Source organism: Streptomyces sp. NPDC059743, assembly GCF_042732975.1.
GTDB lineage: Bacteria > Actinomycetota > Actinomycetes > Streptomycetales > Streptomycetaceae > Streptomyces.
Genome location: NZ_JBHWGS010000002.1, coordinates 355,457 through 376,654 on the forward strand (window position 1 = coordinate 355,457; position 21,198 = coordinate 376,654).

The window sequence follows — 21,198 nt, forward strand, 5'->3', positions numbered from 1 at the left end:
GCGAGCGGCACAAGCGCGAGGCGAACAGGGAGCGTGCGTCGCGTGGTGGCTCGGTCTACTCGACTCGGTGGCAGCGCGTACGCAAGGCGTACCTGTATCGGAACCCGTGGTGTCTGCTGTGCGGTCGCACGGCCACGGTCGCCGACCATTTCCCTTTGTCTCGACGTGAGTTGGCGGCGCAAGGGGTCGCCGATCCTGACGCGTTCAACCGTCTCCGTCCGCTGTGCACGCAGTGTCATAACCGCGAGACCGCTAAGCGGCAACCGGGCGGTTGGGCTGCTGCAAATGCGAAGCCAATTCGGTCATAGCGCACGGCTTGACCAGGGGGGTGGCCCCCTCCCCTCCCGCTCCAGAACGGCAGGGAGGCAAAAAACTCTCCCCGGAGCTGTAGACGTTTTTGGACGCACTATTTGAACCCTCAGCAGGAAGCGAGAATTCATGGCCGACCGATACAGGCCCACGTCTGCTGTCCAGCGAGCACGTGAGGGAAACCCGTCAAAGGCACCGATCAAAGAGGGGGTGGTAATCCCTCACGCGATCCTTGCCGAGCCGGACTGGAGCGAAGTATTCAAATCTTCACCTGATCCTGCCATTGAAACCGCGAATGAGCGTTGTCGGAATGTGGCGTCCACTGAATGGCGACGCGTAGTACCCGTATTGGAAGTGGCTGCCGGTATTGGTGAAGTGGACCATGCGACCGTCAAGGATCTGTGCGTGTGCGTGGCCCGTATCGACCAGGCGGAGCGGGACCTTTCAGAGCGTGGACTCGTGGTGACTGCCGAGCGGGGAACGGTGAAGAACGGTGCGGCAACCATCGCAACGCAGTACCGGACCCAACTCAGCCGCTACATAAGGGAGTTGGGCCTCTCGCCCAGCGCCCGCACAGCCATCACGGCTCCCGAGCCCGACGATGACGACTCGGACGTGTGGGACTGACCCCACGCCACCACAGAGCCCCCGCGCTCGTCACCCACACCAGGGCGGCGGGCGCGGGGGCTTTCGCGTATCCGGGAATGACAAGGCAGCAGAGGCCTTGCAGCTACGGACGGGAACCAAGGCAGCCGCAACGAGATCCGCATCTTGATCACACAAAGTAAAGCCGTAGCGCCCGGCACGTCCGTTTCACCCCAGAGATTTTTTGCCGGCGAGCCCTCAAATTTTTACAGAGGGTAGCAAGAAGCCCCGTCGCTCCGGGGGAGGGTGACGGGGCTCTGTAGGTGTCCGGCGGCCGGTCAGGAAGCGTCGAAACGGCCCTGCCGGACAGCCCCGACGAAGGCCGCGAAGGCACCGACCGGGAAGACCAGGACAGGGCCCTGGGGATGCTTGGAGTCACGGACAGGAACAACGGCATGTATCTCCGCGGCCTCAGGTGCCCACTCGATGCACTGGCCACCTTCGCCACCGCTGTACGTGCTCTTGACCCACGCCAATGCAGGGGCGGCAGGGTCAGGGGTGCTGCTCATCTGGTGTGTTCCTCCGCAATCTCTCGGAACAGGCTTACGGACTTCTCGGGCGAACGGGCAGCAGCGCGAAGGCGTTCGTATGTCGCCTGAGCGCTGCCTACCGCAGCAGCCGAGTCGATCACATGTCCCTGGTCCCTGGTCTCCGAGTACAGGACTGTTGCCCCGTCGTCTGGCGTAAGCAGGGTAAACGGTAGGGACGATGCGGGAGCACCCGCTTTGTAGCGCAGCACTTGTAGCGTGATGTGGGGGCTCGCTGCCTCACTGATCAGGTGGTCGAGCTGGGCCACCATGACGGCCGGACTACCGACGACGGTTCGTAGCACCGCCTCATGCAGGATGACCCATAGCAGGGGCGGAGCTTCCCGGCGCATGACCTCATAGCGGCGTAGGCGGGCCTCCACTCTTACCTTGATCTGGTCGTCAGTCTCGCGCGGGTGGACGGCCCGGAAGGTCGCTTCCGCGTACTCAGCCGTCTGCAACATGCCCATGACGAAGGCATTGGAGTAGTCCTCAACCCTGGTCGCGTCCTTCTCTAAGTTCAGGTATGGGATGAACCAGCCAGGGTGCCCGCGCTTGCTCAGTCGCTCCCTAAGTCGGGCATAGACCCCCGGCGTACGGCACAGCCGGTCAAGCCCAGCGGCGTACTCCTCACTGGCGAACTGGATGCCCCGCTCCACCTTGCTCACGTATGGCTGCTGATAGTGCAGCTCCGATGCCAACGCCACTTGAGACAGCCCCAGTGCCTCGCGGGCGAACTGCGCCTCACGTCCGAAATACGCTGCCGCGTCCTGAGGCTCAGCGGCCCCGTCCGATTCGATCACCCGTGCAACTCCCAGTTATTCCAGTCTGTTTGGAATCGCTTTTCCCCTGTTGAGAGTACGCGCGAACTCCCAACCTGGAACCCCGGCAAGCACGGCGCGGACAGGGAAGGGCGCGGACGATGACAGGCACTACGGCACCACCGGCAGCCACCTACGCGGACGAGCTGTACGCGCTGATAGCGGCTGGTGGCTACTGGGGGCTCGCCCCGGACTGGGTGCCCCGCCTTGGGTGGGCCGCGCTTACTCGGGCCGTTCTGCTCCGGATCGAGACCGGGCTCATGATCAAGTGCGCGCCGCTGGTGGGTGAGGAGCGGTGAGCGCCCGCAGCCTTCCGATCCTCACAGGACCGGACCTTGAGCCCGTGGCCTGGCCCGAGTGCCTCATCTGCTCTGCGGCCGACCTGAGTCGGGCCAGGGCGTACGTGATGGCCAGCGTGGTCAGCGTTCGGAATGCCTGCGACATCATCCGGCAGCATCCGCACCGCCGGGCGACCGACGAGGGGGCGGAGGAGTGAATAGCGACCTTCCCGAGGGCGGAGAGTTCCCGCTCCGGTCCGGTCTCGAATTCCCAGTGTGCGGCTGCCCCATGTGCCTTCACCGCCCCCGGGAATCGACGGACGACAGTCCGGCCATGGCACAGCTCATGTCCCGCCTTCAGCAGGACACGGCCCAGCGTCACCGTGAAATCAACATCCTGGGGCGGCGGCTGTGACCGACAAGTCCGCCCCGTACGACGGAAGCGATAGCACATCTTGTCCCGCCAAGATCACCACCCGGGCTGCTTTGCATGTCATTGGCCCGTCAAGCCGGATGAGCCCCATCGCACGGCTTATTGGGACGCCCCATCCGGCCTCGGCTGGTACGTGCCCGTACATGACGACTGCTTCGAAGCGATGGATGACGAACAGCGCAGCATATTTCTGGGAAGGAGCGGTCATGAAGCGAAACCGTGAATTCGGCACAGGTCAGAAAAGTCGGGGTCGGCGGTAAGACCTCAAAGGCTCCTCACGGGGCTGACCCTTTGTAGCTCAGTCAGGAAGAGCCTGGAACTATTGATCCAGGGACCCCGGTTCGAGTCCGGGCAAGGGGACTCCGCCCGACTGCGAGCGCCTGTTCCAAGGAGAAGTACAGGCACCCGTGGTCGGGCGGGCGCAAGACCTCCTAAGCGGGGAAAAGCACATTCCGCTCAGGGGAAGGTCCGTCCGGCTACTTCGTGCGTGAAGCAGCCGGACGAGGCAGTACACGCATTGCACCACTCCATGCACAGGAGGGAAGCAGCAATGACAACAGCAGTGTCGAGCGATCAGAGGACAGGTCGGTCACTGATCAGTGGCGACGTGTTCGCCAGCATCGTCGCATTCGTCGTGCACCACGAAAAGCGTGACCTTGAAACGGCGGAGCGGATTACTGACCAGGCCCTTGCCTTTGTGGCAACGGCGGCGGAGTCCACCCTTCCCATGGTCCCCAGTGACGACGTGGACATGGGGCTCCACGCGTTCATCCTGCACACCCGGGAGTACCGGGAGTTCTGCCAGCAGTACGCGGGCCGGTTCCTGGACCACAACGCACGGCCCGGGACCCCTCGCAAGGTCGAGGACGTTACTGCGTCGGCCCATGCCATCAAGGCAGCGGGGTTCGTCGTCTTCGATGGCCTGTGGTCCGTGAACGGGGAGAACGCGGCTCAGTGTGACAGCGACTGCGGACGGCCGTACGGCGCAAGCTAACGGCCGGTAGTCTCCGACTCGCCGCAAGCGTGGGGCCGACTCTCCGAAAGAGAGAGGGTCGGCCCCGTGCCGGGAAGGAATGAGAAATGAACGACACTCCCCACGACTTGCCCAAGAGCATCGTGGACACGATCCAGCCGTTCTCACAGAAACTCGTACTGCATCGACGCGGATCAACGGTCTGGAAAGTGGACACCGACCAGGGGAAGTTTGCCGTAAAGCTTGGATGGCCCATCCTGGCGACGGAGCAGTGGCCTGCTCAGGAGTGGACTGCCCGCGCCCCCGCCCGCGAAGGGGCCATATTGCAGCAACTTGGTCCCGAGCGGGTAAGCCACGGGGTCTGGGAAGGGGGCACCTGGAATATCCAGCCTTGGCGGCCCGGGGTTGACCTTTGGAAGCTTTGGGAGCATCACCGTTCCGGCGAACCTCCGTTGCCGCCGACAATGCCCAATCTCGACGACGCGCTCTCATGTGCCGAAGCCCTTGAGCTATTGCATCAAAAAAGGATCGTGCACGGGGACGTCCAGCCTGCCCATTTCATCCTCGGCCGGACCGGTACATTCCTCATTGACTTAGCTCTCGCTCAGGGTGCGGAAATCCCCGACGAATACGACTTCCCGTACCGTGGCTGTCTCGTCCACTACGAGGCTCCTGAGATCTCGCGCAGCGTCCTTGAGAACGGTACGGCTACGCCGTCCATGGCATCAGACATGTACGCGCTTGGGGCCGCGCTGTTCATCAGCGCTACCGGGTGGCGGCACGTTGAATATCCCGATGACGCGTCACGGCCGGAGCAGCGCAAGGCCATTGCAGAGAAGCCTCACCGGCCGGTGACCGTGCCGGGTATTCTCGGCAAGCTCATTGAGGAAATGCTGCGCCCAAATCCGGGCGACCGGCCGACGTGTGCCGAAGTCTGCGCAGACCTGCGTAGCTAAAGGCAGCCGTTATGCGGCCCCGTCTGTCTGTTCCCCCTGACAGGTGGGCGGGGCGTGCCTGACACCCCGAATGCCGAATGATATGTTCGGCCCACAACATAAAAAGGTGGCCCCGGCGAGTGCTGGTAACACTCCCGAGGCCCGGACGACACCAAGTGATCTGAGGAGATCTGTCGCCGTGCGCAACTCTATCGCGCGCGCCCTCGTGGCGTGCCTGCGTTCCATCCTTGCCGTCTTTCTGCCCGCCGAGGGCAGGCATCGGACGGCCCCCGCTGAGACTGCTGAGCAGCCGTCTGCGACTCTTGTAGCGGCCCCTGTGCCCCGAAGTCCGTACGCGGAGTACAACGCCGACCCGACCCCGTTGACGGGGGAGGAGACACCACTCATCCGGCCGTTCGTCCTCGCGTATGAGGCGGCACTCAAAGCGCAACAGGACAGGGCCGCAGAGCACGAAGCCCAGCGACAGCGGCGCGTTGAGCTTGCCGCCGCTCTGGACGGTGTTGACGTCGGTTCCGACGTGATCCACGGGGTACGCGTGCCGATGTCCAGCTAGCGTCTCTCAGCCTCTCCCGAGCCCCGTCCGGCCACCAACCGGGCGGGGCTTCTGTGTTCGCTGACGTGCGCGTACCCTCAGAACTGGTAGTTAGAAGTGTTGGGGTGCGCGATGGCGTTCCAGCTCGCGTGGGTGAGGGCGACGACGAGGACCGCGGCGGCGACGAGCGGTGTCACGCCTCGCGCTCACGTACGTCCACCAGGGTGCCGCCCGCGTGTGTGATCAGGGAGGCCGGGTCCATGGGGAACACCGAGTGCGGTGTGCCCGCAGCCGCCCAGACCACGGCGTGTGCGAGCAGCCCTCGGTCGGCCAGTACGCGGGTCTTCGTACGGTGTCCGAAGGGCGGGACGCCTCCGATGGCGTAGCCGGTGGTCTCCCGTACGGCGTCGGCGCCGGCCCGCTTCACGGCCGCCGCGCCCAACTCCTGTCGTACCCGCTCCACATCGACCCGTGAGGCGCCGTCCATCAGGACCAGTACGGGCACTCCGTCGGCCTCGAAGACCAGCGACTTCACGATCTCGCCGAGACCGCAGCCGATCGCGGCGGCGGCCTCCGCGGCGGTGCGGGTGGCGTCGGGGAAGCGGCGGATCCGCCCGGTGACCGCGTCGAGGCCCAGCTCACGCAGGGCCTCGGCGAAACGCGGGTGGGCGGCGGAGGCGGCGGTGTCGGAAGTGCTCATGCGTCGCACGCTAGCGGCCACGGGCCGGGCCGTACCACCTGCTTTCCTCCGGGCCGTGCGGAGCCTTCGTGCGCGTGAGTGTGTCCGCCACCGTGGTGCAGGCGATACGGACGACGGCGCGCAGGTCGGCGAGCGGAGTGCCGACGCGGCTCAGTACGGCCAGCGACTGGATGACGGCGACGACGTATGTGGCGAGGTCGTCCAGCTCTTCGGGTTCGCTCCCGCCGCCTTCGGGGCCGGAGGCCGACAGCGCGGTGCGAACTCTCTTCCGCTGCTTGCCGAGCAGTTCGTGCACGCGGCTGCGGCTCTCCGCGTTCAGCGTCGGCGACTGTGCGGCCGACTGCGCCAGGAGGCATCCGTCCGGCACCGACGGATCGGCGATACGGTCCAGGACGACACCGAAGATCGCCTCCACCGCGCGGACCGGATCGTCCGGATGCGCCGCGAGCGCCTGGTCGTGCCGGGCGCCGTAGACGGCGGCGTAGTGGTCGAGGCACCGGCGGAACAGGTCGTCCTTGCCGCCGAAGGCTCCGTAGAGCGAGCCGCGGCCGAGTCCGGTGGCGGAGCCGAGCAGATCGAGTGAGGTGTCCGCGTACCCGCGCTCCCAGAAGACATGCATCGACCGCCGCACGGCCTCATCGACGTCGAACTGCTTTCGGCCTGCCATGGCGTACCTCTCCGTCCTCCGTGCGCCGTGTCCGGTCTTGTGCCTGTACCGGCGAGCCTAACGTGTTCTTTGACTGATCAGTCCAACATGCTGTTACGGTGATGCTCTCCGGCCGTCGCCGCGCTGAAGCCGTCGCTCTGCTGAACAGGACCGTCATGGAATCGACCACGACCACAAGCACAACGCACACTCCTTTCCCGGCCGATGGCCCCGGCTCGGTCTCCCAGGTGCCGCACCTTCCGCCGGGCTTCGCCGACATCTTCACCAGCCGGTACGTCGACACCGGCGAGCTCCGTCTGCATGCCGTCACCGGCGGCGAGGGACCGCCTCTGCTGCTGGTGCACGGCTGGCCGCAGACCTGGTACGCCTGGCGTCTTCTCATGCCCGCGCTGGCCAGGGACTTCCAGGTCGTCGCGGTGGAGCAGCGCGGCGTCGGACTCTCCGACAAGCCGTTGGACGGCTACGACACGGGCACGCTCGCCGATGACCTGGTGGCGCTGATGGCCGCGCTCGGGCACCGGCGCTTCGCGATGGTCGGCCACGACGTCGGGATGTGGACCGGCTACGCGCTGGCCGCGGACCACCCGGACCGGCTCGAACGGCTGGCCGTCGCCGAGGCCGCGATCCCGGGCCTGTCACCGTCCCCGCCGCTGTTCGGGACCCGGGAGGCCAACGACCGGCTCTGGCACTTCGGCTTCAACCGGCTCACCGAGATGAACGAACTGCTGGTCAGAGGACGCGAACGCCTCTACTTCGGCCATCAGTTCGCCTCGAAGGCCGCGAGTCCGGGACTGCCGGAGCATGCCGTCCAGGTCTATGTCGACGCTCTCTCGGCCGGTCCCGAGGCGCTGCGCTCCAGCTTCGAGTTCTACCGCGCACTCGACACGACGATGGAGCAGAACATCCGCCGCAGGCGCCGACGGCTGACACTGCCGGTTCTGACGATCGCGGGAGCGGAATGCTCGGCCGAACTGGTCGAGAGCACCATGAAGTTGGCCGCCGACGACCTGGAAAGCGTGATCCTCCCGGACTGCGGCCACTACCCGGCCGAGGAAGCCCCCGAGGCGATGCTGGCGGCACTGACGGGCTTCCTGGCTCCGTACCGGGACGCCGCCTGAGGCGCGTACGAGGGCAGGTGCGCGGACAGGTCGGCTGCCGCGAGCGGGACGGACGGCTACGGCGAGCGCCACGCGGTCGGACGTGGCGACCACCGTCCCGATGTACGGAACCGTACGGAACCGGTACGGAACCGCGGTCACTCGTCGGCCGCGTCGAGGAGGATCCGCGCCAGTTCGCCCGGCCGGGAGAACATCGGCCAGTGGCCGGTGTCCATCTCGACCAGCCGCCAGTTCTTGCTGGTCAGCAACCGGGCCACGTCCTCGCTCGGCTCCGCGCCGTCGAGCAGGCACTTGATGTACGTCGCCGGAAGCTCGCCGAGCGGCCGGGCCAGCACGGCCGGCTCGGCCAGCGAGGCGCCCGGATGCGGTGTCGAGCCGCTCACGATCCGGGTGATCTGCTCATCGGTGAGGCCCTGCCCGGCGTAGTCGGCCGCGGTCAGCGGCGCCCAGAAGCCGCCGTTCGCGGCGATCGCGGCCTCCAGCTTTGCCGGGCCCTCCCACCAGGCGGAGACGAACGACTCTCCGTCGGTCGGCACATTGGAGTCGACAAAGACCACGCGGGCCAGCTGGTCGCCGATCCGCTCGGCGGCCTGGCCGACCGGGATGCCCGAATAGCTGTGTCCGACCAGGACGACATCGCGCAAGTCGTGGCGTTCGATCTCGCCGACGATGTCCTGGACATGGGTCTGCTGCCCGGCCGACACGCCCTGTTTCTCCGCGAGACCGGACAGCGTCAACGGGTGGGTGCCGTGGCCGGCCGTACGCAGCAACGGCACCACTTCATCCCATGCCCACGAGCCGAGCCACGCGCCTGCGACGAGTACGAATTGCGTCATGTCGGCAACGTAGCGGAGAGGTCCGACAACGGCCCCGGAACCATCCTCGGCACGCCCTGGGCAGGCCTTTCCGGCCTCAGTGGCCTCCGCCGTCGGCGTGGATGACCTCTCCGGTGATCCAGGCGGCGTCGTCGGAGGCGAGGAACGCCGCCACCGTACCGATGTCCTCGGGACGGCCGAGCCTGCCCAGAGGAGTGGAGGCGATCAGCTCGGTCGCCATGTCGCTGCCGATCACACCGAGGGAACGGGCGCCTTCGGTGTCAGTGGCTCCGGGAGCGAGGGCGTTGACACGGATGCCTCGTCCGGCCAGTTCCTTCGCGGCGATCCTGGTCATGGTCGTCAGCGCGCTCTTGGTCGAGGTGTAGAGAGCGGATCCCGGGTTGTTGTGCGCGATGCCGGAGGTCGTCACGTTGATGATCGTCGCCTTTTCGGCGGGAGCCTGTTCGGTGAACGCCTGCATGGTCAGGACCGGACCGAGGACATTCGTTCCGTACTGCCGGTGGAACTCCTCCTGGGTGATTTCCGTCATCTGTTGGAAGGAGAAGACGGCCGCGTTGTTGACGAGGATGTGTACGGGGCCGAACTTCTGTGCCGTACGGGCGAAGAGATCGCCGACCTGGTCGGCACGGGAGACATCCGCGCGCACCGCCAGTGCCCGGCCGCCGCGTCCTTCGATCTCGGCGACCGCGTCCTTGGCGGCCTGGTCGTCCCGGCTGTAGGCGATGGCCACGGAGGCGCCCTCGGCGGCCAGCGCCAGGGCGATTCCGCGGCCGATGCCTTTGGAGCCGCCGGTGACCACGGCGGTACGGGATACGAGCTTGCCCACGAGAGGTCCTTTGCGGGGGGTGAGGGGAAGGGACCGGCCGAATGGCGGCCGTTGGGTTCTCTTCCACTCTGTTCAACCCCGGCAATTGCTTCAAGAGGGAACAAAAAGGTGCCCTGGTTCCCTCGCTGACACCACCCGGCCGGGCCCGGGCCTCAGCTGGAGGGCGGTGAGGGGGAGGCGGCGTCGTAGGCCGCCCGGGAGGTTTCGATGTAGGAGAGGTGCTCGTCGGTCCAGTCGACCAACTGGAACAGGACCGAGTGGAGGCTGCGCGCGACATCGGTCAGCGCGTACTCCACCTGCGGCGGAACGGTCGGTGTCACGGTCCTGCTGACCAGCCCGTCCCGCTCCAGCCGCCGCAGGGTGGCGCTCAGCATCCGCTGGGTGATGCCGTCGACCGACCGCTTCAGCTCATTGAAACGGCGCGGGCCTTCGCTGAGGCGGCAGATGACGATCACCGTCCACTTGTCGCCCAGCCGGGCCAGCACCTCACGCAGCATCACGGAGCGCGGCAGCGCGGTATCGGCGGGAGCCGGGGTGGTGGTCATAGTCGCCTCCGGTGGTCGCCGTCGTCGCCCTGGTATCCACCGTATACCACCCTGAGGTCGGACGGATCCGTTCACGCTCCGCCCTGTGCGCCCGGCACGAGCCGGCTCGTGAACCCTTCCCGCTTGAGCCGCTCGTAGGCCGCCCTGACGTCCTTGGGGAGTGGCTGGCTGATCATGAATCCCTGCTCGGGATAGATCAGCAGCCGTTGCACTGCTCCGACGAGCATGTCGAACACAAGATGTGCGTCCTGGAGCGAATCCACGTACTCCTCAAGGGACATGGGCGTGGACGCGCTCACGATCTCGACCTCGGGCCAGAGCTTGCGCGCGGTGGCGTACGCCCGCCGTTCCTCGTACGGCTTGCTGATCAGGAGTACGGACGACACGTCGACGTCGGCCTCTTCGAGCACCGCCCGTGAGAAGCGGATGTTCTCGCCCGTGTTACGGGCCCGAGGCTCCACGAGCACGGCGGCCCCGGGAACCCCGAGCTCAAGCGCCCGCTCCCGATAGTGCACCGCCTCCCCACGCGGCATCCGCTCACGCGTCGTACGGCTGGTCGCGCCGGTGAAGACGATGAGCGGCATCATGCCGCGCCGATAGAGACCAACCGCCGTATCGGCCACCCCGAGGTCATGACTACCGAGCCCGACCGCGACGGAACACGCCCGCGCCTCATGCCCCATCCGCTGAAATCCCCACAACCGCCGCGCGTCATCCCACGCCCGCGCCGAAATCATGTCCGCTCCTGTCCGCTCCTGTCCGTCCGACCGGCGCGACATCTCGTCAACGCCAGCCGTCAAGAGAAACCTCCGGCCCGCCGGTGAGGTAACGCCGGAGGGCGCTGGCGGTGGTGTCCACGAACTCCTCAGGAATGGCGTCGACGCCGACCCAGCGGACCTGGGCGTGCTTGTGCGGTTCACGGTTCTCGGGCTCACCGGTCCATTCGTGGGCGGCGAAGACGACGGTGAGGAAGCCGTTGGGGGCCTCGACGCCCCAGGCGCCATGGATGATGTGAGCGACCTTCAGGGACTCCGGCTTCACGGTCAGCCCCGTCTCTTCGTACAACTCGCGCACAGCGGTCTCGGTGACGGGCTCGCCAGGTTCGTTCTTGCCGACGGGAAGGTCCCACAAGCCGCGGGCGAACTTGGCGTGCTCGCTGCGCTGGAGAAGGAGGATGCGGTTGGTGGCCCTGTCGTGGACGATGACGGCGGCGACCAGCAAGGTCATGGATTCGAGGGCGGGCTTGAGGCCGGGATTGAGGGCCGGAGAACGGTCATCGGTCTGCTGACCGCTCACAGGATCGGGAAGCCGTCGGCCTTGACCACTGTCACGAACGACGTCCAGGCGACCGCGTCGAAGACGATCCGGGGTCCAGCAGGTGCCTTGCTGTCCCGCACGGGTACGGCGCCCGGGAGACCGTCGCCCACCTCGACGCATTGGCCGTTTCCGCTGCTGTAGCTGCTCTTCCGCCAGCGAGTGACCTGCTTGTCGCGGCTCATGCTGGTACCTCCTGGTTGGTGGTCTGCCCGGGAGAGATCAGGCAGTGAGGGTCTCATCTTTGACGGCGGTGAGGAATGACGACCAGCTGCCAGTGGGGAAGCGCAGAGCGGGGCTGGTGGGAGCTTTGCTGTCACGGACGGCGAGGCCACTACCGGGAGTGCTCGCTACTTCCAGGCAGTTGCCCTGATCGCCGCTGTAGCTGCTCTTGTACCAAGTGGGCTGGGTGAGTTGGGTGAGGTTGCGCTGCATACGAACACCTCCTGTGCGCCGGGCACTGCCCGTTCAAGCCGGGAGTTTGACTCCGCTGATGAAGTCCGCCCATGCCTGGCGCGCGAAAGGCAAGGTGGGCCCGTTGGGGTTCTTGCTGTCACGGACGGCGAGGCGGCTATCAGCGGTGCTCGCTACTTCCGAGCAGTCGCCTTGGTCGCCGCTGTGGCTGCTCTTCCGCCGGCGAGTGACCTGCTTGCTGCTGCTCATGCTGGTGCCTCCTGGTCGGCGGCCCGCCCGAGAGGATCAGGCGGCGAGCGTCTCATCCTTGACTGCGGCGATGAATGACGACCAGCCGCCAGTGGAGAAGCACAGAGCGGGGCTGGTGGGAGCTTTGCTGTCACGGACAGCAGCCACGGCGTCCAGCAGGGCGGTCTCGACGCAGTTGCTGTCGGCTCCGCTGTAGCTGGACTTGCGCCACTCGACGTTCAACGTGGAAGCGTTCGAGATGAACGTGCTCACTGGAGGGCATCCTTCTTGCTGACAATCAGGGACAGCGACTGATCGAACGGCAGGGCGGATGCGGTGAGTCGCTCGTACGCTTCGACGTACCGTTCCACTCCTTCGAGCTGTTCGATGTAAAGACTACTTTCCAGGTGCTCCAACAGCACTACGTCGAGGCCCGGTTGGCCGAACCCGAGCACCGTGAAGCCTCCGGCCGTTCCGGGGTGCAACTCGGCATCCAGAGGTAACACTTGGATTCTCACGTGTGGATACGTGGCCACATCCAGGAGCCTCTGCAACTGGTCACGCATCACGCCGGCATCCGGTGTGCGAGCGGACAGGGCCGCTTCATGGATGATGGCCCGGAGCTTCAGCGGTCTTGGCCTGCTCAGGACCGACTGCCGAGCCAGCCGAACCTCGACCCGAGGCGTGATCTCCTCCGCTGTCGCGTTCATCATGATCGCTCCAACGGCTGCGCGGGCATACGCGGCAGTCTGAAGGAGGCCAGGAACGAGCAACGGCTCGAAGGTACTTACCGAGGTGGCATCAGCTTCCAGGCTGATCAGGTCGGCGTAGACGGGTGAGAGATCGTAGGTCTGCCACCAGCCGCGCTTTCCGCCGTCTCTGGCGAGTACGAGAAGGAAGGCGACGACGTCGCTGTCTTCCACGCCGTAGATGTCAAGGAGTCGCTCCACATCGGTCGGGCGAGCTCCTCGGGTGGCGCTCTCGATTCGAGAGACCTTTGAGGCGCTGAAGCCGGAGTGGGCCACGACATCGTCCAGAGTCAACTCGGCTTTGTCCCGCAGGCGTTTCAGCTCCAGCCCGAGTCTGCGTCGCCGCACGGTAGGTGCTGTCATGGTCGGCCGCCGCTCCTCACTGTCCTGGTCAGAGCCTGATTCTCCTGCCTCCCTCAAGGCCGGCTACATGCTCGCACAGGTGATGGCTCGCCATGTCGCGAGGTATGGCAAGTTTGCCAATTCGTCTGTGGAGCTTGCCAACTGATTGGCATCGCGCCATTCTTGTTGCGTTGAGTGCATGGGTAATCGCCGTGTGTGACTCCCGTGGTCTCTGGCGTCTGAAAGTGGCTTCGTGTGTGGCTCACTACGGACGCAGCACAGAAGAGCCCCCGCGACCGCGCGAACGGTCCGGGGGTGTGGCCAACGCTTAGCCAAGGAGCGTCGACGTGTTGCAGCTTATTGCCCGTCTCCTCGATCCGCCGTTGCGGCTCTTGTTCCCGGCCGTAGGGCGTCATCGCTTACGTGCGGTGCGCTCAAGTCCGTTGGGGGTGGCTGGGTGACGCGGAGCCAAACCGACCGCTCCGTTGTCCTTCGGTGGAGTCGGCATCCCAGTTGTGTGGGGCTCGCGCGGGTGGAGTTGCGTAAGGCGCTGGTGAGTTGGGGGCTGAGTGAGCTGGAGGACTCGGCTGCTCTCGTCCTCTCCGAGTTGCTGACCAATGCCCGGCGGCACGCTCGCGTCTCTCCCGGGCGGGAGATCGAGACCCGTTATGTGCCGACGATGCGTGGTCTGCGTATCGAGGTGCATGACGCCTCCGTCGAGCGGCCTGAGTTGCGGGTGCCCGACGCCGACGCGTGTGATGGGCGGGGGCTTGTGCTGGTGGCCGCTCTGGCGGATGCGTGGGGTGTCCGGGAGCGCGACGAGGGCGGCGGCCGGCCGGGCAAGGTCGTCTGGGCCGAGCTGTCCACCGGAGGTGCTCGTTGACGGGGGCGGGGGCGGGGGCGCTCGCGCGGCCGGATGTCGTGCCGTACATCGCGCGGTGGACGTCGGAGGAGTGTCCGCCCACCGTCGTCGTGGCCAATGGCCGGGGCATCGGGTACGCGCGGGAGACGCCGTACGACCGGGATGCCGACGGCGTCCTGTGGAAGCGCATCGGGTGGAGTCCGGGGAAGGGGCGGCCCGTGTTCGGACAGGTGCACTTTCTGCGGCAACGGCGGGCGATACGCCGGATGTTGTGCCAGGTGTGCGGTGGGCCGGCCGATCGTGACGAGGACGGGGTGCTGTGGCTCGTGGGTGAGGGCCCGGACGAGCGGGAGGCGTCGGCTGCCGAGTTGACCACCACGCTTCCGCCGGTCTGTGTGCCCTGCGCCGTGACCGCCGTACGGTCGTGTCCGCATCTGCGCATGCGCTATGTGGCGTTGCGGGTGGGGCTGGTGACCGTCGCCGGGGTCCGGGGAGAGTTGTACCGGCCCGGTGGGCTCTTTCCGGAGGCGTACGACGCCGACGGAGTCGCCTGGGACGACTGGCGCGTCCGCTGGATCCTGGCGGCCCAACTGGTCATCGAGTTACATCACTTCACCGTGGCGGATCTGGAGGACCTGGCGGAGGGGTGCGCTGCCGCGTGATGTGGGCGGGGCGGCGGCGCGGGTTCGCCCCGTACCGCCGCCCCATACCGCCGCCCCGTGGGTGAAGTGTGCTCAGCCCGCCCTGAGTACCGCCGCCACCACCGGGCCCGCCGCGTCTCCGCCGTGGCCGCCCGACTGGACCACCGCCGCGGCGGCCACGTCGTTCTGGAAGCCGGTGAACCAACTGTTCGACGTGGCCTGGCCGTCCACCTCCGCCGAGCCCGTCTTCGCGCCCTTGTCGCCGCCGAGTCCGGACATCGCGTTGGCCGCCGTACCGCTCGTCGCCGTGAGCCGCATCATGTCGCGGAGCTGCTGCGCCACGGAGTACGGGAGCGAGCGCGCCGCGGTGGCCAGGGCGCGGTCGTCCAGCGAGCGCGGCACGATGATGGGCTGCTTGAACGTGCCGTTCTTCGCGGTGGCGGTGATGGACGCCATGTTGAGCACGTTCATCTGGACCGTGCCCTGCCCGATGTACTGCGCCGCCGCCTCGCCGCCCGCCGCCGACGGCACGCTTCCGTCGAAGGAGGCGATCCCGGTCTTCCAGTTGTCGAGGCCGATGCCGAAGACCTCCTCGGCCTCGCTCTTCAGCGCCGAGTCGTCGTGGGTGTCATCGATCAGCTTGATGAAGGCGGTGTTGCAGGAACGGGCGAAGCTCTGCGCGAACGTGCCGTTCTGGATCGAGAAACCGTCCAGGTTCTGGAACGTACGGCCCTGGTACATCGCGGTCGCCGGACACTCGGCGGGACGGTTGGCGTCGGCCAGGCCCTTCTCCAGCAGCATCGCCGCCGTCACGATCTTCATCGTGGAGCCGGGCGCCTGCTTGCCGAGCATCGCCGCGTTGAAGCCGTCCTTGCGGTTGTTGGCGACCGCCAGGATCTCGCCCGTACTGGGCTTGACCGCCGCGACCGACGCCTCGCTGAACTTCTTCACCGCCTGCTCGGCTGCGGCCTGCACATTCGCGTCCAGCGTGGTGCGCAGTGTGCCCTCCTTGCCCTTGGCGAGGGTGAGCAGGGTCTGTCCGGGCACGCTGTCGCCGTCGCTCTTCAGCGACAGCTCGATGCCCGGCGAGCCGCCCGCGTCGCTGCCGTACCGCTCCCGGAGCTGGTCCAGGACGGATCCGAGCGACGGGTACTTCGCCTTCGTCAGCTCCACGCCGTTGCGGTCCACCGCCTTGATCGGCGGGACCTTCGCCTCGGAGGTCTCCAGATGCGTGGTGTCCGTCAGCTCGGGATGGATCACGGACGGCGCCCAGTCGACCAGCGGACGCCCGGTGGTCAGCCCGCGTACGACGGTCAGCTCGGAGCTGTACGACCACGGCTTGCTCTCGCCGCCGAACGCCACCGTGGCCTTGACGGTGAACGGCACCTTCGCGCCCACCGCCCGGCCCGGAGTGATCACCGCGTCGGTGACATGGGCCTGGTCTCGGTAGCCGTCGATGACGGGCGCCGCGGCGGTCGGGTCGTTGGTGAGCTGGGCGACGCTCGCGCCGTCGCTTCCGTCGGCCCATCCGGCGAGGAAGTCCTTCGCGGCCTTGTCGATCTCGTCGGCGCTCAGCGGCCCGGTCTTGACCTCTTGCGTCTCGGATGTGGTGGTGGTGTCCGTGTTCCCGCCGGTGAGCCCGCTGTACACGTTGTACGCGCCGTACCCCACCCCGCCGGCGACCACGGCGAACACGCCGCCGACTATCGCGACCTTCGCTCCACTGCGCATCTGTGCAGTCCCCCTCCCCAGGAGCCTCCTGGAACATCTGAACATGTTCAAGGAAGTATCGGACCGAACTCTACGGGACGGGTGTGTCAAGGGAGGAGTGCGTTATAGGACTGGGACGATCCCCTCCCAGCCACCCTCCGCCCGCGCCCCGGCCGCGCTCCGACCGAGCTACACCCACGTGTCGAACCACATCCGCGAGCGCCAGGAGTCGATCGGGATCGGGGTGCCCGTGTACAGCGGCCAGAAGTAGATGAAGTTCCAGATGATCAGCAGGACCAGCACGCCCGCGCCGACCGCGCCGATCGTTCTGCGGCGTTCGTCGGAGCCCGGGGGGCCGATGAGGGCGCCGGCCAGCATGGTTACCGCGAGGCAGAGGTACGGGACGAAGACGACCGCGTAGAAGAGGAAGATCGTCCGTTCCTGGTAGAAGAGCCAGGGCACCCAGCCCGCCGCGACGGCGCAGGCGATCGCGCCCGCGCGCCAGTCGCGGCGGAAGAACCAGCGCCACAGCACGTAGCAGAGCGCCAGGCCGCCCGCCCACCAGAGCAGAGGCGTGCCGATCGCCAGTACCTCACGGGCACAGTTGCCCGGTGTGCCCGCCGGGCAGCCGTCGGTGCCGGCCTTCGGGTCCTCGTAGAAGTACGAGACCGGGCGGCCCAGGACGATCCAGCTCCACGGGTTCGACTGGTAGGTGTGGCCGGAGGTCAGATTGATGTGGAACTGGTAGACCTCGTTCTCGTAGTGCCACAGGCTGCGCAGCCAGTCCGGCAGCCAGGTGAAGTGGCCGCCCTTGCCCTGCGTCGTGGCCCAGTTCCTGAAGTAGCCCTTGTCGGTGACGATCCAGCCGGTCCAGGAGACGACGTACGTGACGATCGCGACCGGCACCGTCGAGACGAACGCCGGCACGATGTCCCGGCGGAGCACCGCTACGTACGGCCGTACCGCGCCCGCCGTGCGCCGGGCGCCCACGTCCCACAGGACGGCCATGACCGCGAAGGCGGCCAGGATGTAGAGCCCGTTCCACTTCGTCGCGAAGGCCAGGCCCAGCATCAGTCCGGCCGCGATACGCCACGGCCGCCAGCCCAGCCGCAGCCGTTCTGCGACCTCGACGTCCGGGCGCAGCAGGCCCTCCTCGTCCACCGGGAGCGCCGCTGCCAGCCGGCGCCGCGCCCAGTCGCGGTCGGTCACCAGACAGCCGAAGGCGGCCAGGACGAAGAACATCAGCACCAGATCGAGGAGCGCGGTACGGCTCATCACGAAGTGCAGACCGTCGACGGCGAGCAGTCCGCCCGCCAGACACCCGAGGAACGTGGAACGGAACAGCCGCCGCCCGATCCGGCACAGCATCAGCACCGAGAGCGTGCCGAGCACCGCCACCATGAAGCGCCAGCCGAAGGGCGTGAACCCGAAGAGCTGCTCGCCGAGGCCGATGACCCACTTGCCCACCGGTGGATGGACGACATATCCCGGGTCCGTCGGCAGCGGCACCTTCGACGGATCGGCCAGGATCTGCTTGTCGATGTCCTTGGGCCAGCTTCCCTCGTAGCCCTGGTTGACGAGCGCCCAGGCGTCCTTCGCGTAGTACGTCTCGTCGAATATCACCGCCTTGGGGCTGCCCAGGTTCCAGAAGCGCAGCACTCCCGCCACCGCCGCCACCAGCAGCGGCCCGCCCCAGGCGGACCAGCGGACCAGCCGGTCCGCCCAGGCCGGCGGCACGGCGAGCACGGCCCAGAGCCGCTCCGAGGGCCGGGTGTACGGCGGCACCAGCCGCTCGCGCAGCCCGGTCACCGGCCGCGGCACATGGCCGAATCGGCGCAGCCGCTGAGGCCATGAGGGCGGCGTTTCGCCGGCGTCGTGCCCCTGGAGGGCTTCAGGCGCAGTACTGGTCACCGCGCCATCGTAGGGAACGCCGCTGTGCGTGGGGTGCTCCGCGCCCTGCGAGGATGGCGGGATGGTGCGCGAGGACGGCGGGACGGCGGACGGGATGGCGAACGGAACGGCGGGCGGGACGGCGGATGGGATGGTGGGCGGGACCGCGGGCGGGCTGGCGGACGAGGCGCGGATGAACGGCACGCTGGTACTCGCGGGAACGCCCATCGGCGATGTGACGGACGCGCCGCCGAGGCTCGCGGCCGAGCTGGCGACCGCGGATGTGATCGCCGCCGAGGACACCCGTCGGCTGCGCAGGCTCACCCAGGCGCTCGGTGTGCAGACGCGTGGCCGGGTCGTCTCGTACTTCGAGGGCAACGAGTCCCAGCGGACGCCCGAGCTGGTCGAGGCGCTGACGGGCGGCGCCCGGGTGCTGCTGGTCACCGACGCGGGCATGCCGTCCGTCTCCGATCCCGGCTACCGGCTGGTGGCGGCGGCCGTCGAGCATGAGATCCGGGTCACGGCCGTACCGGGGCCCTCCGCCGTACTGACCGCGCTCGCGCTCTCCGGGCTGCCCGTGGACCGTTTCTGCTTCGAGGGCTTCCTGCCGCGCAAGGCGGGCGAGCGGCTCAGCCGGCTGCGGGAGGTTGCCGACGAGCGGCGCACGCTCGTCTACTTCGAGGCGCCGCACCGGCTCGACGACACGCTCGCCGCGATGGCCGAGGTCTTCGGCGCCGGGCGCAGGGCGGCGGTCTGCCGTGAGCTGACCAAGACGTACGAGGAGGTCAGGCGCGGCGGTCTCGGTGAGCTGGCGGCCTGGGCGGCCGAGGGCGTACGCGGCGAGATCACCGTGGTCGTGGAGGGCGCGCCGGCGCCGGGGCCCGGCGATGTCGGCGCGGAGGAGCTGGTGCGGCGGGTACGGGTGAGGGAGGAGGCGGGCGAGCGGCGCAAGGAGGCGATCGCGGCCGTGGCCGCCGAGGCCGGGGTGCCCAAGCGCGAGGTGTTCGACGCGGTGGTGGCGGCGAAGAACGAGGCGAAGAACAACGAGGCGGAGAACGGGGCGCGTACGGGGTCGGCGCCGTCGCGTACGTCGTCGTAGAGGCGCGTAAGGGCGTGCACGCTGTCGTCGTAAGGGCGCGCGTACGCCTCGTCCCAGAACCGGCGCACGCCCCGTCGGGGAGCAAAGGACTATCGTGAAATGTAAAGCGCAGACCGCGAGTCGGGCCTTTTGGGCATGAGAAGGCCAAGACCAATCCATTAATCGACAGGGGCTGATGCGCTCCCGCCGGCATAGGCGTCCACTGGGTCAGTGGAGAGGAGCTGGCATGAGTGAGATCACGGGCACCGCCGTCGCACACGAGGCATATGCCTTTTGCTGTATGCGCTGTGGGCACGGCTGGGAGCAGGCATACGACATAGAGCATCACGTCGACGGCTCGGGCCGGAATTACGTCGTCTACAAGGCGGACGGGATACGGGTCCCTTCGCCGTTGTCCAGCCCGTCCTGCACCAACTGCGGCGGGCATGTCGTACGCATCATGCGTTCGGGACAGGTCTCGTCGGTGCGGGCGCTGATGATGGAGCAGTACCACCCGGCGAAGAGCAAGCGGGGCGCGACGGCGGACGCCGCGACGGCGGGCACGGCGGGCACGGCAGGAGGAACAGAGCCCGAGGAGATACCCGCCGGATCCGCAGAGGAGATACCCGTCGGAGCCGCGCAGGGCAGCACAACGACAGGGCAGGCGACCGGGCATCACCACTGGCATCTCTCGGACCTGCTGCACCCGTTCCACCACCGCAAGTGAGCCACCTGTTCGACCCGTACCACCCGTACCACCCGTACCACCTGGTCCAGACCCGTACCACCTGGTCCACCCGCCGACTGTGTGCGTGAGCGCACGCGGGTGAGGCCACGGACGCGGCCCTCCGTAGGATCGCGTCCATGAGTTCGAAGCAAGCTCCGCCACCGCTGCCCGAGCCCCTGCGGGTACCGGTCACGGATTCGCACACCCATCTGGACATGCAGGACGGCACCGTCGAGGAGGGCCTGCGCAAGGCCGCCTCCGTCGGTGTGACGACGGTGATCCAGGTGGGGTGCGACCTCAAGGGCTCCCGCTGGGCCGCCGAGACGGCCGCGGCGTACGAGAACGTCCACGCGGCGGTCGCCCTGCATCCCAACGAGGCGCCACGGATCGTCCATGGCGACGCCGACGGCTGGTCGCGGCAGGGCGCGCGCGAGGGCGGCGGCGACACGGCGCTGGACGACGCCCTGGCCGAGATCGACCGGCTGGCCGCCCTGCCGCAGGTGCGCGCCGTCGGCGAGACAGGGCTCGACTATTTCCGGACAGGGCCCGAGGGCGTGGCCGCGCAGGAGCGTTCCTTCCGCGCGCACATCGAGATCGCCAAACGCCATGGAAAGGCGCTGGTCATCCATGACCGGGACGCGCATGCCGATGTGCTGCGTATCCTCACGGAGGAAGGCGCTCCGGAACGTACGGTGTTCCATTGCTATTCCGGCGACGCGAAAATGGCCGAAGTGTGCGCGGCGGCTGGTTACTACATGTCCTTCGCCGGCAATGTGACTTTCAAAAACGCTCAACCGTTGCGCGACGCGCTCACCATAGCGCCGCTGGAGCTTGTTCTCGTCGAGACGGACGCGCCCTTTCTCACTCCTGCGCCCTACCGCGGACGGCCTAATGCGCCGTATCTCATTCCGGTCACCTTGCGGGCGATGGCCGAGGTGCGCGGGATCGGCGAGGACGCCATGGCGGAGGCGATCGCGGGCAATACGGCCCGCGCGTTCGGCTACTGACGTACCACGGCCCGCCGCTGACGTGTCGCGGCCTTCGCGACACCGCGTAGTCGAGCCGCTTTGGAGAGTA

26 protein-coding genes and 1 tRNA gene are annotated in these 21,198 nt (G+C 67.5%); 11 read left to right on the top strand and 16 right to left on the bottom strand.

Annotation, left to right across the window (positions count from 1 at the left end; all coding sequences use genetic code 11):
* Positions 1 to 438: 438 nt before the first annotated feature.
* Entirely contained in the window at positions 439 to 936 is a 498-nt protein-coding gene (locus ACFV6H_RS04725; protein ID WP_385538612.1) for a phage terminase small subunit P27 family, read from the top strand.
* A gap of 296 nt (positions 937 to 1,232) precedes the next feature.
* Here the strand turns inward: ACFV6H_RS04725 and ACFV6H_RS04730 are convergent, their stop codons facing one another.
* Together ACFV6H_RS04730 and ACFV6H_RS04735 are read right to left on the bottom strand one after the other, a co-directional pair.
* Positions 1,233 to 1,463: a DUF397 domain-containing protein gene (locus ACFV6H_RS04730; RefSeq protein WP_385538614.1), complete on the bottom strand. Its 231-nt coding sequence runs from the start codon at positions 1,461 to 1,463 to the stop codon at positions 1,233 to 1,235.
* Positions 1,460 to 2,284 (bottom strand): Scr1 family TA system antitoxin-like transcriptional regulator, encoded by an 825-nt coding sequence (locus ACFV6H_RS04735; RefSeq protein ID WP_382856003.1) that lies wholly within the window; start codon positions 2,282 to 2,284, stop codon positions 1,460 to 1,462. The genes ACFV6H_RS04730 and ACFV6H_RS04735 overlap by 4 nt, the downstream gene beginning before the upstream one ends.
* 119 nt (positions 2,285 to 2,403) lie before the next feature.
* Here ACFV6H_RS04735 and ACFV6H_RS04740 point away from each other — a divergent pair, with 119 nt between their 5' ends.
* From ACFV6H_RS04740 to ACFV6H_RS04755, 4 genes are all read left to right on the top strand, one after another.
* Positions 2,404 to 2,601, top strand: a complete 198-nt coding sequence (locus tag ACFV6H_RS04740; RefSeq protein ID WP_385538617.1) for a hypothetical protein — start codon at positions 2,404 to 2,406, stop codon at positions 2,599 to 2,601.
* A 699-nt stretch (positions 2,602 to 3,300) separates the two neighbouring features.
* Positions 3,301 to 3,373 (top strand) — tRNA-Asn (locus ACFV6H_RS04745).
* Between the two features lie 190 nt (positions 3,374 to 3,563).
* A complete protein-coding gene (locus ACFV6H_RS04750; protein WP_385538619.1) occupies positions 3,564 to 4,007 on the top strand; it encodes a glycine-rich domain-containing protein in 444 nt (147 codons plus the stop codon).
* Positions 4,008 to 4,093: 86 nt separating this feature from the next.
* Positions 4,094 to 4,942 (top strand): protein kinase, encoded by an 849-nt coding sequence (locus ACFV6H_RS04755; RefSeq protein WP_385538621.1) that lies wholly within the window; start codon positions 4,094 to 4,096, stop codon positions 4,940 to 4,942.
* A 725-nt stretch (positions 4,943 to 5,667) separates the two neighbouring features.
* On the opposite strand, the gene ACFV6H_RS04760 is transcribed toward ACFV6H_RS04755, so the two are convergent.
* Both ACFV6H_RS04760 and ACFV6H_RS04765 read right to left on the bottom strand, forming a co-directional pair.
* On the bottom strand, positions 5,668 to 6,174 hold the full coding sequence (locus tag ACFV6H_RS04760) for a YbaK/EbsC family protein (RefSeq protein ID WP_385538623.1): 507 nt from the start codon (positions 6,172 to 6,174) through the stop codon (positions 5,668 to 5,670).
* A gap of 10 nt (positions 6,175 to 6,184) precedes the next feature.
* On the bottom strand, positions 6,185 to 6,841 hold the full coding sequence (locus ACFV6H_RS04765; RefSeq protein WP_385538626.1) for a TetR/AcrR family transcriptional regulator: 657 nt from the start codon (positions 6,839 to 6,841) through the stop codon (positions 6,185 to 6,187).
* A 155-nt stretch (positions 6,842 to 6,996) separates the two neighbouring features.
* Here ACFV6H_RS04765 and ACFV6H_RS04770 point away from each other — a divergent pair, with 155 nt between their 5' ends.
* Positions 6,997 to 7,959 carry an alpha/beta fold hydrolase gene (locus ACFV6H_RS04770; protein WP_385538628.1) on the top strand — a complete coding sequence of 321 codons (963 nt, stop codon included), beginning with the start codon at positions 6,997 to 6,999 and terminating at the stop codon, positions 7,957 to 7,959.
* A 137-nt stretch (positions 7,960 to 8,096) separates the two neighbouring features.
* Here ACFV6H_RS04770 and ACFV6H_RS04775 read toward each other — a convergent pair whose 3' ends face one another.
* The 10 genes from ACFV6H_RS04775 to ACFV6H_RS04820 form a co-directional block, all read right to left on the bottom strand.
* Positions 8,097 to 8,795: an alpha/beta fold hydrolase gene (locus ACFV6H_RS04775; protein ID WP_385538631.1), complete on the bottom strand. Its 699-nt coding sequence runs from the start codon at positions 8,793 to 8,795 to the stop codon at positions 8,097 to 8,099.
* Positions 8,796 to 8,871: 76 nt separating this feature from the next.
* The gene (locus ACFV6H_RS04780) at positions 8,872 to 9,621 is read right to left on the bottom strand and encodes an SDR family NAD(P)-dependent oxidoreductase (protein ID WP_385538633.1); all 750 of its coding nucleotides are present in this window, start codon (positions 9,619 to 9,621) and stop codon (positions 8,872 to 8,874) included.
* A gap of 152 nt (positions 9,622 to 9,773) precedes the next feature.
* Positions 9,774 to 10,166, bottom strand: a complete 393-nt coding sequence (locus ACFV6H_RS04785) for a winged helix-turn-helix transcriptional regulator (protein WP_384977200.1) — start codon at positions 10,164 to 10,166, stop codon at positions 9,774 to 9,776.
* A gap of 71 nt (positions 10,167 to 10,237) precedes the next feature.
* On the bottom strand, positions 10,238 to 10,903 hold the full coding sequence (locus tag ACFV6H_RS04790; protein ID WP_385538636.1) for a YdcF family protein: 666 nt from the start codon (positions 10,901 to 10,903) through the stop codon (positions 10,238 to 10,240).
* A gap of 46 nt (positions 10,904 to 10,949) precedes the next feature.
* Positions 10,950 to 11,462, bottom strand: coding sequence for an NUDIX domain-containing protein (locus ACFV6H_RS04795; RefSeq protein ID WP_385538638.1), 513 nt, complete (start codon positions 11,460 to 11,462; stop codon positions 10,950 to 10,952).
* A complete protein-coding gene (locus tag ACFV6H_RS04800) occupies positions 11,459 to 11,665 on the bottom strand; it encodes a DUF397 domain-containing protein (protein ID WP_385538640.1) in 207 nt (68 codons plus the stop codon). Before ACFV6H_RS04800 ends, ACFV6H_RS04795 begins: the two co-directional genes overlap by 4 nt.
* A 37-nt stretch (positions 11,666 to 11,702) precedes the next feature.
* Positions 11,703 to 11,915 (bottom strand): DUF397 domain-containing protein, encoded by a 213-nt coding sequence (locus ACFV6H_RS04805; protein WP_384977206.1) that lies wholly within the window; start codon positions 11,913 to 11,915, stop codon positions 11,703 to 11,705.
* A gap of 33 nt (positions 11,916 to 11,948) precedes the next feature.
* Positions 11,949 to 12,143: a DUF397 domain-containing protein gene (locus ACFV6H_RS04810; RefSeq protein ID WP_384977208.1), complete on the bottom strand. Its 195-nt coding sequence runs from the start codon at positions 12,141 to 12,143 to the stop codon at positions 11,949 to 11,951.
* A gap of 36 nt (positions 12,144 to 12,179) precedes the next feature.
* A complete protein-coding gene (locus ACFV6H_RS04815) occupies positions 12,180 to 12,395 on the bottom strand; it encodes a DUF397 domain-containing protein (protein WP_385538643.1) in 216 nt (71 codons plus the stop codon).
* Positions 12,392 to 13,234 carry a helix-turn-helix domain-containing protein gene (locus ACFV6H_RS04820; protein WP_385538645.1) on the bottom strand — a complete coding sequence of 281 codons (843 nt, stop codon included), beginning with the start codon at positions 13,232 to 13,234 and terminating at the stop codon, positions 12,392 to 12,394. The genes ACFV6H_RS04815 and ACFV6H_RS04820 overlap by 4 nt, the downstream gene beginning before the upstream one ends.
* Positions 13,235 to 13,730: 496 nt before the next feature.
* Here ACFV6H_RS04820 and ACFV6H_RS04825 point away from each other — a divergent pair, with 496 nt between their 5' ends.
* Complete coding sequence (locus ACFV6H_RS04825) at positions 13,731 to 14,096, top strand: ATP-binding protein (RefSeq protein WP_385538647.1); 366 nt, start codon at positions 13,731 to 13,733, stop codon at positions 14,094 to 14,096.
* Positions 14,097 to 14,389: 293 nt separating this feature from the next.
* A complete protein-coding gene (locus tag ACFV6H_RS04830) occupies positions 14,390 to 14,737 on the top strand; it encodes a hypothetical protein (RefSeq protein ID WP_385538648.1) in 348 nt (115 codons plus the stop codon).
* Positions 14,738 to 14,809: 72 nt separating this feature from the next.
* On the opposite strand, the gene ACFV6H_RS04835 is transcribed toward ACFV6H_RS04830, so the two are convergent.
* Positions 14,810 to 16,447 carry a penicillin-binding transpeptidase domain-containing protein gene (locus tag ACFV6H_RS04835; protein ID WP_384977218.1) on the bottom strand — a complete coding sequence of 546 codons (1,638 nt, stop codon included), beginning with the start codon at positions 16,445 to 16,447 and terminating at the stop codon, positions 14,810 to 14,812.
* Positions 16,448 to 16,615: 168 nt separating this feature from the next.
* Complete coding sequence (locus tag ACFV6H_RS04840) at positions 16,616 to 18,337, bottom strand: dolichyl-phosphate-mannose--protein mannosyltransferase (RefSeq protein WP_385538650.1); 1,722 nt, start codon at positions 18,335 to 18,337, stop codon at positions 16,616 to 16,618.
* Between the two features lie 172 nt (positions 18,338 to 18,509).
* On the opposite strand from ACFV6H_RS04840, the gene rsmI reads away from it, so the two are divergent.
* From rsmI to ACFV6H_RS04855, 3 genes are all read left to right on the top strand, one after another.
* Positions 18,510 to 19,415: a 16S rRNA (cytidine(1402)-2'-O)-methyltransferase gene (gene rsmI / locus ACFV6H_RS04845; protein WP_385538970.1), complete on the top strand. Its 906-nt coding sequence runs from the start codon at positions 18,510 to 18,512 to the stop codon at positions 19,413 to 19,415.
* Positions 19,416 to 19,641: 226 nt separating this feature from the next.
* On the top strand, positions 19,642 to 20,121 hold the full coding sequence (locus ACFV6H_RS04850) for a hypothetical protein (RefSeq protein ID WP_385538652.1): 480 nt from the start codon (positions 19,642 to 19,644) through the stop codon (positions 20,119 to 20,121).
* A gap of 137 nt (positions 20,122 to 20,258) precedes the next feature.
* Complete coding sequence (locus ACFV6H_RS04855) at positions 20,259 to 21,128, top strand: TatD family hydrolase (RefSeq protein ID WP_385538654.1); 870 nt, start codon at positions 20,259 to 20,261, stop codon at positions 21,126 to 21,128.
* The last annotated feature ends 70 nt before the right edge of the window (positions 21,129 to 21,198 follow it).

What these genes read in the sequence shown, in the direction of transcription:
- ACFV6H_RS04725 (WP_385538612.1), top strand. Translation starts at nt 439, where the DNA reads ATGGCCGACCGATACAGGCCCACGTCTGCTGTCCAGCGAGCACGTGAG.
- ACFV6H_RS04730 (WP_385538614.1), bottom strand. Translation starts at nt 1,463, where the DNA reads ATGAGCAGCACCCCTGACCCTGCCGCCCCTGCATTGGCGTGGGTCAAG.
- ACFV6H_RS04740 (WP_385538617.1), top strand. Translation starts at nt 2,404, where the DNA reads ATGACAGGCACTACGGCACCACCGGCAGCCACCTACGCGGACGAGCTG.
- ACFV6H_RS04750 (WP_385538619.1), top strand. Translation starts at nt 3,564, where the DNA reads ATGACAACAGCAGTGTCGAGCGATCAGAGGACAGGTCGGTCACTGATC.
- ACFV6H_RS04755 (WP_385538621.1), top strand. Translation starts at nt 4,094, where the DNA reads ATGAACGACACTCCCCACGACTTGCCCAAGAGCATCGTGGACACGATC.
- ACFV6H_RS04760 (WP_385538623.1), bottom strand. Translation starts at nt 6,174, where the DNA reads ATGAGCACTTCCGACACCGCCGCCTCCGCCGCCCACCCGCGTTTCGCC.
- ACFV6H_RS04765 (WP_385538626.1), bottom strand. Translation starts at nt 6,841, where the DNA reads ATGGCAGGCCGAAAGCAGTTCGACGTCGATGAGGCCGTGCGGCGGTCG.
- ACFV6H_RS04770 (WP_385538628.1), top strand. Translation starts at nt 6,997, where the DNA reads ATGGAATCGACCACGACCACAAGCACAACGCACACTCCTTTCCCGGCC.
- ACFV6H_RS04775 (WP_385538631.1), bottom strand. Translation starts at nt 8,795, where the DNA reads ATGACGCAATTCGTACTCGTCGCAGGCGCGTGGCTCGGCTCGTGGGCA.
- ACFV6H_RS04785 (WP_384977200.1), bottom strand. Translation starts at nt 10,166, where the DNA reads ATGACCACCACCCCGGCTCCCGCCGATACCGCGCTGCCGCGCTCCGTG.
- ACFV6H_RS04790 (WP_385538636.1), bottom strand. Translation starts at nt 10,903, where the DNA reads ATGATTTCGGCGCGGGCGTGGGATGACGCGCGGCGGTTGTGGGGATTT.
- ACFV6H_RS04800 (WP_385538640.1), bottom strand. Translation starts at nt 11,665, where the DNA reads ATGAGCCGCGACAAGCAGGTCACTCGCTGGCGGAAGAGCAGCTACAGC.
- ACFV6H_RS04805 (WP_384977206.1), bottom strand. Translation starts at nt 11,915, where the DNA reads ATGCAGCGCAACCTCACCCAACTCACCCAGCCCACTTGGTACAAGAGC.
- ACFV6H_RS04810 (WP_384977208.1), bottom strand. Translation starts at nt 12,143, where the DNA reads ATGAGCAGCAGCAAGCAGGTCACTCGCCGGCGGAAGAGCAGCCACAGC.
- ACFV6H_RS04820 (WP_385538645.1), bottom strand. Translation starts at nt 13,234, where the DNA reads ATGACAGCACCTACCGTGCGGCGACGCAGACTCGGGCTGGAGCTGAAA.
- ACFV6H_RS04835 (WP_384977218.1), bottom strand. Translation starts at nt 16,447, where the DNA reads ATGCGCAGTGGAGCGAAGGTCGCGATAGTCGGCGGCGTGTTCGCCGTG.
- rsmI (WP_385538970.1), top strand. Translation starts at nt 18,510, where the DNA reads ATGAACGGCACGCTGGTACTCGCGGGAACGCCCATCGGCGATGTGACG.
- ACFV6H_RS04850 (WP_385538652.1), top strand. Translation starts at nt 19,642, where the DNA reads ATGAGTGAGATCACGGGCACCGCCGTCGCACACGAGGCATATGCCTTT.
- ACFV6H_RS04855 (WP_385538654.1), top strand. Translation starts at nt 20,259, where the DNA reads ATGAGTTCGAAGCAAGCTCCGCCACCGCTGCCCGAGCCCCTGCGGGTA.